At 63.8% G+C, this 9,870-nt stretch carries 6 protein-coding genes; 1 reads left to right on the top strand and 5 read right to left on the bottom strand.

Annotated features, from left to right (window positions below; all coding sequences use genetic code 11):
* Positions 1–93: 93 nt before the first annotated feature.
* Both GAK28_RS19025 and GAK28_RS19020 read right to left on the bottom strand, forming a co-directional pair.
* Complete coding sequence (locus GAK28_RS19025; protein ID WP_291783028.1) at positions 94–375, bottom strand: hypothetical protein; 282 nt, start codon at positions 373–375, stop codon at positions 94–96.
* A 69-nt stretch (positions 376–444) separates the two neighbouring features.
* On the bottom strand, positions 445–606 hold the full coding sequence (locus GAK28_RS19020; protein WP_291783025.1) for a hypothetical protein: 162 nt from the start codon (positions 604–606) through the stop codon (positions 445–447).
* Positions 607–952: 346 nt separating this feature from the next.
* Here GAK28_RS19020 and GAK28_RS19015 point away from each other — a divergent pair, with 346 nt between their 5' ends.
* A complete protein-coding gene (locus GAK28_RS19015) occupies positions 953–3,940 on the top strand; it encodes an autotransporter domain-containing protein (RefSeq protein WP_291783022.1) in 2,988 nt (995 codons plus the stop codon).
* A gap of 120 nt (positions 3,941–4,060) precedes the next feature.
* Here the strand turns inward: GAK28_RS19015 and GAK28_RS19010 are convergent, their stop codons facing one another.
* The 3 genes from GAK28_RS19010 to GAK28_RS19000 form a co-directional block, all read right to left on the bottom strand.
* Entirely contained in the window at positions 4,061–6,526 is a 2,466-nt protein-coding gene (locus GAK28_RS19010; protein WP_291783019.1) for a prolyl oligopeptidase family serine peptidase, read from the bottom strand.
* Between the two features lie 96 nt (positions 6,527–6,622).
* Positions 6,623–6,838 carry a hypothetical protein gene (locus GAK28_RS19005; RefSeq protein WP_291783016.1) on the bottom strand — a complete coding sequence of 72 codons (216 nt, stop codon included), beginning with the start codon at positions 6,836–6,838 and terminating at the stop codon, positions 6,623–6,625.
* A 137-nt stretch (positions 6,839–6,975) separates the two neighbouring features.
* On the bottom strand, positions 6,976–9,555 hold the full coding sequence (locus GAK28_RS19000) for a TonB-dependent receptor (RefSeq protein ID WP_291783013.1): 2,580 nt from the start codon (positions 9,553–9,555) through the stop codon (positions 6,976–6,978).
* Positions 9,556–9,870: the final 315 nt, after the last annotated feature.

Below are 9,870 nucleotides of genomic sequence, written 5' to 3'. Positions count from 1 at the left end.
TGCCTGCTGCCTGAACTCCAGGCTGAACTCCTGCCCCTTTCTGCCTGCCTTGCTCTTGGTCATCGTCCACCTCCTATTGCGATAGTTAATCGCTTATAGGGGTGTCCGTGAAACGGGGGCAAGATCAGCCTCCGCGCAATGCGGCTCGGGATCGGTCAGACGGCGATTCCATACCGCACCGATGCGATCCGTGCCACGCAGCGAATCGCCGAGGTGCACGCCTCGAGCCGACATCTCAAAGCTGTAATGGACGCCAGGCCGAGCCTGCAGCGACGGCATCCAGAGCGGCTCGACGCCCTGTCGACGCAGGGCCCAGGCGACGGCGCAGGCATGGGGATCGGTGTGCGGCGCGAAGATCAGGGGTCGTAGGGTCAAGCGCATACTCCCTAAACCGAAAAAGGACACGCTCCGTCGAACGGAGCGTGTCGCTGACATGCCGGCGGATCAGCCGTTGATGATGCCGAATTCCGGCTCGGGCTGATCCGGATCGGTGAATACGGTGAGGAACAGGCCGCTCTTGTCGTCTTCCTGGAGCGGGGTCACTTCGAACGCGTTGATGCGGGCGAAGGCGTGGGTCGTGACCGATGCATCGTGGGACTGCTTCATGAACAAGCTCTCCTTGGGTTGATGGCATGAAAGGTACGCACTGCATGTACTCGCCATATCCTTTCGAGGCGGCGAGAACTTTCGATACTAAGCGCAGGCGGCACCTGATCGATCACCTCTAGGAATAATTCCGAGCCGCCTCGACGATTTGCCGATAACACATGCCGAAAGTCCTGGTAGGGGGCTTCCCAATCGTTGCGTTTTCATGACTAGGGGGAGGGTCAGGATCGCAATCTCCATCCGTCACCGATAAAGGCCGCGCGAACGCACGCGGTCACGGGGACGGCTGCGCCCGGGAAAAGGCGCCCCTTCGACCACGCACCATGACCAATCGAAGGGTGACCAAATGAAGTTGAAACTGCTGGCCGCGATGACGGCATCGGCACTCGGCATACTGGCGGCGACACAGTCGGCACACGCCATGGATTTCCACGTCAACGGACATCAGATCATTCTGTCCGGCGACGTGACACGCGCGGACGGCTTTGTCCTGGCCGACCTTCTCGCCCGACTTCATGCCCAGGGACGGACCATCGATACCCTCGTGATGCGCAACTCCAACGGCGGATCGGTCATCGGTGGCTATGACATCGCGGAGCTCGCCCGACGTCAGAACCTCAAGACGGTCGCATCCGGATACTGTATTTCAGCATGTTCGATGATGTTCGTCGGTGGCGCCGAACGTGCATTCGATGGCGGCCCGAACAAGGACGTCGTAGGCCAGCAGAACATCCAGATCCATGGCCAGAGCAACAGCAAGGGATATGTCGATTCGAGCAGGGGTACCGAGTTCTACCAGCATTTCGTGGATGCCATCGCCAATGGCGATCTGAGCAAGACGGATGCCGCCCTGCTGGACAAGGCATTCAGCAGCACCACGCTCGCCCTGCTGTGGGATCCGTCCTTCGGCAAGCAGCCATCGGTCTATTGGGGTACGGCGGGCACGAAGGCTTACCAGGCCTTCTCAAGTGATGATGTGTACAACACCGGATTCGTCACCCAACACACGCCGGAGATGGCCACGGACACCCTGACGATCCAGGGGCGTTCGGTATCCGGCAACATCAACCCGAACTACTACAACAAATACGATCCCGCCACGGGACAGGTCGGCATCACCAACCGCCTCTACAATGCTTTTCTGGGACCGATCCTCGTCGACAATCCACCGACTGGCGCGCTGTCCTCCACGTCTGAATTCACCGATCTTGAGCTGGCGGCCTATAACGCCATGTCGCCTGCGGATCGCAAGGCCGCGCTGACGGCCTTCATCGTGGCGCAAGGCTACTCGCAGGCGCAGACGGCGAAGTATCTCGCCCTGATCAACCAGGATAGCGGCAACCCGCTGGTCGATACGCGCGCCATATCGATCGGCAACGCCTGGGGCATCGTGCGGCTGGTGAACTCATCATGGACCCTGTCGACGGGCGAACGGGCCGCCACGGGTGCGTTGCTGCTCACCGACAGCGACATGCGCCTGCGCGGTGGCATCGTCGATGTCAGCGATATCCAGGCCAACGGACGCAGTACCTTGTCGGGCGAAGGGCAGATGGGCGAAACGACGCTCTGGTCCAAGTTACGCTTTGTGGACAACGCCGTTCTGCACCCCACCGGCCATGGCATCGACTGGACCGGCAACCCGCAGCTGCAGGGCAATGCGGCGCTCTCGTTCGACATCACGCCTGGTCAGGCAGGGCAGCCTGCCCTACTCCGCTTCAATCTCTTCAACGGAGGAAGCTACACCAGCATGAGCGGACTGAGCATCATCAGTCGGTCCGCCCAGCTTGGCCTGAACATCGCTCCTGGCTTCTATCCCTCGGGAAGCACCACCGCCCTCGTCGGCTACGCGACCGACATCGACAAACAGCTCGCCGCCGCCAAGGCGGCCGGCAACGCTCCCGATGGCACGGATATCATCATCCGTCGCTTCACCCACCTGGTCCGCAGCGATGCCGACGGCCACCCGATCGCGGGATACGACATCGATCCCACCGACACCGATTCGTCCAAGGCGACGTTTCGCCCCTTCGATGGCACCCTCATCGGCTACAGCCTCGTTCAACAGAGCAATGGCATCTGGCTGCAGGCAAATGACGCGTTCAAGGGACAGTCGGCGTTCTGCGGTCGCGACGGTTGCGGCCTCGGTGATACGCTCAGCCTTGCCTCCACGCGCCCTGATACGCCGCTGGCTCCGCTGCTCGGCGCGTTGCAGTTCTCCACTGTCGCCCAGGCGACCCACGCCGCCGGCCAGATCCGTGGTGAGGGCTACGCCGCGTTGCGCACCGCCTCGCTCAGCCTGCTCGGCGACTTCAGCGGCACGCTCAGCCAGCACGTGCGTGCCGTATCGCCGGGTTCCGATGACGGTGCCACCGCCGCCTTCATGAACGGTGCCGCCGGCATGGGCCTCGACGGTACCCGTCGCGGCACCGATGTCGCCTCGATGATGCGCTACCTCGTCGCCCCTGATGAAGTCGCCGGCGGCAGCAATACGGGGCATACCGCCGTATGGGGCCGATTGTTCGGCAGCAAGGGCCGCCTGGATGCCCAGGGCGACGCCGCCGGCCTGCGCGAGCACACCACCGGTGCCATGCTGGGTGTGGACGTGCCGCTCAAGGACAACGTCGTGATCGGCGGCTCGCTCGGTTACGGCAAGCTGCGCGCCAACGACAGTGGCAGCGCGTTCCAGGGCCGCGTGCGTGCGCTCGATGCGCGCTTCTACGCCGACTATCGCTACGACGGCGGCTATCTCGACGCGTCGCTGGGCTACACCCGGCTACGTCAGAACGCCAACCGTGGCATCGACCTGCCGTTGTACGCCGCGCGGGGCTACTCCCATGACACCGGCAACGCCTGGTCGCTGCATCTGGAACATGGCCTGACTCTGCGCGATCGCCATGACATCGTCTGGCAGCCGATCCTGCCCAGCCTCGACATGGTCCGCCTGCCCGAGAACCGCTTCAGCGACAAGGGCCTCGGTGCCGCCGGCCTGGACGTGCGCGCGAAATCCACCACCGATACCCGCCTGGGGGTCGGTGTGCAGGTCTACAAGGTGTTCGCCTGGGGCTACCAGGGCACCTGGACCCCGCATGCGCGCGTGCTGCTGCAGCACCGCTTCAATCGTCACGAGAACGAGTTCATGGCGAACCTGCAGGGTTACCCCGAGGGCGTCTTCCAGGTGACCGGGCCGAACGAAGGCCTGAACCACGCCATCGTCAATGTCGGCCTCAGCGCGAAGCGTAGCCAGCGCGTGGCCTTCACCGTGGACTACGTGGGCGACTACGCGAAGCGTCATCGCGACCAGGGTGTGATGCTGGGAGCGAGCTACCGCTGGTAAACACACGCGTGTTGCGCGCGGTGGGGCTAGCGGTAACACACGACTGTAGGAGCGCGCTTGCGCGCGATGGGGCTCGCGGCAACCTCCATCGCGCGCAAGCGCGCTCCTACGACGGTGTATTTACTTGGCTGGGGGTGCGTTCTTTACGTATCGATCGAACCAGGTGAGCATTTCGTAGACCTCCTGCTCGTTCGATTCCATCGCCGTGTACCAATGCGGCTCGTGCGGCAGCATTACCAGGCGAGTAGTACCGCCCAGGCCGCGGATTGCCTGGAACAGCTTCGGCGACTGGATGGGCTGCGTACCCGGGTTCGCATCGTCCATGCCATGCATCAGCAGCAGGGGTGCCTTGATTTTGTCCGCGTGGAAGAACGCCGACGCATCCTCGTACACCTTCGGCGCCTGCCACAGCGAGCGACGCTCGTTCTGGAAACCAAAGGGCGTCAAGGTCTTGTTGTAGCTGCCGCTGGTCGCGACACCCGCACGGAACAGTTCGGTATGGGCCAGCAGGTTGGCGGTCATCAGCGCGCCGTGGCTGTGGCCGGTGACACCGATGCGATTGCGATCGACCACGCCAAGCTCCACGGCCTTGTCCACCGCCGCCTGGGCATCCATCACGAGCTGGTCGATGTACGTGTCATAGGCCGAACGCGGATCGCCCACGATGGGGAACGCGGCGTTGTCGATGATCGCGTAGCCGGAGAGCAGCAGCAGACGATAGTTGCGCACGATGTCGAACTTCTGCTGCGAACCGCTCACCTGCCCCGCCTGCGCCGCATCGGCGTAATCGAGCGGATAAGCGTAGAGCACGGCCGGAAGGCGCGTGCCTTCCTTGTAGCCCGGCGGGGTATACAGGGTGAACGACAGCTCGACACCGTCCTTGCGCTTGTACGTCACCAGGCGCTTGCCGATACCACGGACCTGCGGCGTCGGGTCGGCGATATGCGTGAGGGCCTCGCTGGTGGACGCGAAGGCCGCCTCGCCCGCCTTGGCATCACCCGTCGCCGCGCCGACCGTGTTCATGAACAGGTTCGGCGGCTCCACGGGCGACTGCCTCGCGGTGATGAAGTGTTCGCCGCCCGGTATCACGGCGACCGGTACCTCGTAATGGCTGGTGTCGCTGCGGAACAGTCGCTCGGTACGGCCCGTCGACAACGAATAGCGATCGAGGAAGGGCCTGTCGCCGGTGGGGCTGCCACCACCGCCCACGAGGTAGGCGGAGTCACCATCCTGACGTATCACGGCCGCCCCGTTGGGAAGCCGCTGCAGCATCAGCGCACCGGGTTCATGGTATTTCTCGTCGGCCGAGTAATCCCAGATCGTGCGAGCCGGCTTCGAAGGGTTGGTGACATCCAGCCGGCTGACATGGATCCAGTGACGGTTTTCGTCGTACTCGTAGACGAACGGTTCGTTGCCCTCGGCCAGCCACCGCATGCCATTGAAGCGTTGCGTCGTGCGGGTGACCTCCTTCGGCTTGCCGCCGAACGGGGCGTTCCACATCATCACCTTGTCACGCTTGGGTACGTTGACCTTCCAATCACCGTGGTCGAGCGCCTCGGACCAGACCAGCGTGGCCGGGGCGGTCTGCCGCCAGCCGAAGTCTCGCGGACCTTCCGGCACGCCGTGGACCGGCACGCGATCGGCGACCGGTAGCGACGCGATCGGCGTCGATTTGCCCGTGTCGACATCCAGCACGGAGACGTCATGGGCAAAGCGCTCGTAGGTGGTCACATAGGAATACGGGCGCTTAAGCGCCTCCACCAGGACATGCACGCCATCCGGCGCACCGGATAGATCGGAATAAACCGCCGGCTTGCCCACGGGACGGACCTTGCCGCTGGCGATATCCACGACGGCAAGCTGGGAGGTGGCGTAGTAGTCGAACAGCGCTTCGTCTTCCGGACTGGACAAGGCGTCACGGTCCTCGTAGGTGCTGCTTTCGCCCTTGCCCTGGATGGACTCCTTGATCTCCGGCCCCGCGTCCACACCGGCGACGGGCGCCTGCCCCAGGTTGTCGGGCACCAGCTTCACCAACAGCGAATCGCTGCCGCGCAACCACTGCACGCCATCTTCGAGCACGGGATTCACCCACACCCCCTCGATGCGGTGCGCCTCACCGGTCAGGGCATTGCCTAACCACAGTTCGGTGCGATCCTTCGTCGTGTTGGTGAAGACGAAATGGCGACCGTCCGGCGACCACAACGGCACGGCCGGGCAGGCATCTTCCGGCAGAGTGACCGGAACCTGCTTGTGGCTGGCCACGTCTTCCACGGCGAAGCGCTTCAGGCAGGTGCGGATGCCATAACCGCTGGACGCGTCATGACGGCTGTGATTGGCCGGTTCGATGCGCAACCCGGCAAGCTTCACGTACGGCTCGGCCACCCGCTTGATCGACGGATACTGCGACTGCTCCACCATCAGCATGCGCTGGCGGGTGGGGTCGAGTACGGGAATCGCGGGCAACGGAGCGTGCATGACGCTAAGGAGGGGCTCGGGTGGCTTGTCGTAGCCAGCGTGTGCCACAAGGGGCAGCGAGGCCGCCAGCGCGCAGGCCAGGGACAGCCGTTTCAAGACGGGAGGACGCATCGTCGGTTCCTGTGGATGGACACACAGGACATTACGATGCCGAAGCTCGCGCACCCCCTGCTGGAAGTCATGGCTGGCCGAGGCAACGTGCGATTTTCAGCCCTTGCGCTGGAAGTATCCGTGGAAGTACCGCTTGAGCAGCCAGCCAACCAGCAACACGAAGCAAACGACGGCCACCGTGGGCGGACGCTCTCCATCGGACGTACGGATGACGTCGGTGGCATAAATGCCGATGTAGACCATCAGTCCGAAGGCCGCCATGGCGTTGAACCATGCCACTCGCGCTCTGCGCGCACGCTGCTTGCTATGCATGAACCATCCCTGCGGCATGTCGATCGGCGGCACAGTAGATGGCCGCCGATCGATCCGCAAGCCGCAGGTTCGTGCGGGCCACCTCCTTGTGAGAGAACAGCCCGCACCAACGATCAGAAGCGGTAGTCTGCCTTCAGCTAAACGATACGCCCGCTCGGGTTAGTGAGGCTCGCATCGTAATAGGTATTCGCCGGATCCCACGGCGGACGACGGTTCAGCACGTTCTGTGCCGCGAGCGTCAGCGTGGTCTTGGGGATGCCGCGATAGGCGATGCTCAGGTCCACCGTGTTCCATGCCCCCACCTTCTTCGGAAAGACGCGATTGGCCGGGTAGTTGTCCGGATTCTGCCGATAGCCCCCGGTGTGGTACCAGGTCACCGTGCTATCGAAATCCGAGATCGCCCAACGCAGGCTCGTGGTGCCGCGCCACTTCGGCAGCGCGCCGAAGATATTCGTGCCCGCGCCGTTCACCCTCGGGTCGCCCGCCACCTGCGAGCCACGGAATTCGAGCAGGCGGCTCCATTGGGTCGCCAGCGTGAAGCTGCCGTATCCATCGGTTCGCAGCGTGTGGCTGGCATCGATATCGACGCCCGACGTCGTCCGCCCCTGCTGGTTCTGGTACTGGTTGTACACGGTCAGCAGCTGGCCGATGCTATCGCGGACGATGCGGCTACCGTAGATCTCTGGGTGCGCAACGATGTAGGTCAGGTTGTCGGGAACGATCAGGCCGTTCTGCACGATGTGGAAGTAATCCACGCCGATGCTCGTGTCCGGTGTCGGCGCCACCACAAAGCCGACATTGTAGTTCTTCGAGCGCTCGGGCTTCAGGTTCGGGTTGGCGCTATAGATGTTCGTCACGCTGTGCAGGCCGCCCTTGGTGATCGGATCGAACGGATCGATCACCGAGCTGTAGCTTACCGCCGTGCTGTTGGTGATTTCCGGCAACGACGGCGCACGGAAGCCACGCGAGAACGAACCGCGAACCAGCAGCCATTCCAGCGGCTGCCAGCGCAGGCTGAACTTCGGTGCGAAGGCATTGCCGAAGTCGCTGTAATGGTCCATGCGGCCGGCGACGTTCGCTTCCAGGGTGGTGAGCAGCGGTACGTTGAACTCCGCATAGCCGGCGGTCACGTGACGCGAGCCCTTGATGATGTCCAGCGCCGGACGCAGCTCGGTGCCGGAGAGCACGGCGTCCGAGGTCTGCGAGTCGATGGCCTCACGGCGGAACTGGGCACCCGCGGCGAAACCGACGGTGCCGGCCGGCAGGTCGAACAGCGAACGGCTGGCCGTCAGGTCCACGCTATCCAGCTTGGAAACGGCCGGACGCAGCGTCGCCAGCCGCAGCGCATCCACGGCCGATTCCGGATTGGTGTCCGATGCCAGGTTGTAGCCGCCATTGGCAAGCAGCGACTGGAAAGCGTAGCGGTTGCCGAAGTTCGTTACCCGTTCGCTGAGCCGGCTTTCCGAGTGCAATGCCGAGGCTTCCCAGTCCCAGCCGGCGACCTGTCCACGGAAGCCGAACAGGATGCGATCGAAGATCTGGCGGTCGCGCTTGTTGCGCGGCCCCAGCTGCCAAAGATTGGTGGTGACCGGCGTGGCGCGGTTGTTGGGATTGGCCGGGTTGCCGATCGGCAGCGTCGAGTCGATGTTGCTCAACGACTGCGTGGCGTCGTTCCATGCGCGCAGTCCACTGGCGATGGACAGCGGCGGGCCGAAGGTGAAGCTCGTGGTGTTGCGGCTATAGATCCACTCACCGAACGCCTGCACGTTGTCGGTAAGCTGGAACGTGCCGCGCAACACGCTGTGATACCGCTCGACCTTTGGCATTAGCGTGTTGTACGGCGCCGGATTGTACGCCCAGACGTCGCCGGTCTTGCCCGGGCTGATCGCACCATAAGGCTGCAGGGACACTGGGCCGACGGCGTTCGCGAAGCGGTTGTTCGCCTTGTTGTCGTAGTAGTTGGTGGGCGCCCAGGCGAGCGTGCCGCTCTGCTTGTTGCGGAAATCGCTGTCGCGCATCCAGCTCACGTCGTCCTGCTGGAGGCGGTCGCGTTGCTGTCCGTCGATGGCGAAGTAGACGTTGTAGCGGTCCTTCTTCAGATCGCCATGACCCACCTGGGCGTGGAACGTGCGCTCGCCCTGCCCGGTTCCTTCGGTGCTCTGGCCGTAGCCGGCGCCGATTTCCGCCCCCTGGTAGTTCTGCTTGAGGATGATGTTGACCACGCCCGCGATGGCGTCGGACCCGTAGACCGACGATGCGCCGTCCTTGAGCACTTCGATGCGATCGACGGCGGTGAGCGGCAGCGAGTTGAGGTCGGCGAAGGTGTCCTGCAATTCGTTGGCCGTGGCGTAGTTCGCGATGCGCTTGCCATCGACCAGGACGAGGGTGTTCTTCGATCCCAGGCCACGCAGCGACACGCTGGCCGTGCCGGCCGAGAAGCTGCCGGTGTACTGCTCGTTGAAGCTGTTGCCGCTGTTGGCGGAGATGGAACGCAGCACGTCCGGCAGGTTCGTCTTGCCGCTGGCGACGATCTGCTGCGACGAGATCACCTGGACGGGGCTCGGCCCCTCCGTATCGGTGGTCTTGATGTTCGAACCGGTCACGACCACGGCATCCAGCGAAGCCGGACGGTCGTCGGCAGGAGCGGATTGGGCATGGAGTGCCGGACCGGCGAGGGAGGCGCCGATGGCCAGGGCTAACAGAGTACGGGTATGCATGGGCGTTTTTCGATGTGGGTGGAGACGGCGCCGCCACCGCGACAGGCGCGGAGCGGAGGGGAGTGCCGTTGGTGGATATCGCCGGATGGGCTGGGGAAGGCCCTATGCGACGCTCAGATGTCGCGGCAGGTGTTTACGCTGGCGCGAGGAAACAGGGCTTCGGTGGCATGGGCGCCAGGAACGCCTGGCGCGGGATCGCTGGACGCGGCGGGATCAGCGACAACAACACATCGCCATCGGGCGATGCATGCTGCCGGCAGATTGGATCCTGGCCGTTTGGATGTCCAAGCGTCTATACCCCTAGAAGGACAAACC

The sequence above is a fragment of the Luteibacter sp. genome, from assembly GCF_009912395.1.
Taxonomy (GTDB): domain Bacteria; phylum Pseudomonadota; class Gammaproteobacteria; order Xanthomonadales; family Rhodanobacteraceae; genus Luteibacter.
Note: the sequence above shows the minus strand (reverse complement) of the source record. Positions and strands in the feature narration are given on the sequence as shown.

Bases quoted from the DNA above. Each gene is read 5' to 3' on its own strand.
- GAK28_RS19020 (WP_291783025.1), bottom strand. From the start codon at position 606: ATGAAGCAGTCCCACGATGCATCGGTCACGACCCACGCCTTCGCCCGC.
- GAK28_RS19015 (WP_291783022.1), top strand. From the start codon at position 953: ATGAAGTTGAAACTGCTGGCCGCGATGACGGCATCGGCACTCGGCATA.
- GAK28_RS19010 (WP_291783019.1), bottom strand. From the start codon at position 6,526: ATGCGTCCTCCCGTCTTGAAACGGCTGTCCCTGGCCTGCGCGCTGGCG.
- GAK28_RS19005 (WP_291783016.1), bottom strand. From the start codon at position 6,838: ATGCATAGCAAGCAGCGTGCGCGCAGAGCGCGAGTGGCATGGTTCAAC.
- GAK28_RS19000 (WP_291783013.1), bottom strand. From the start codon at position 9,555: ATGCATACCCGTACTCTGTTAGCCCTGGCCATCGGCGCCTCCCTCGCC.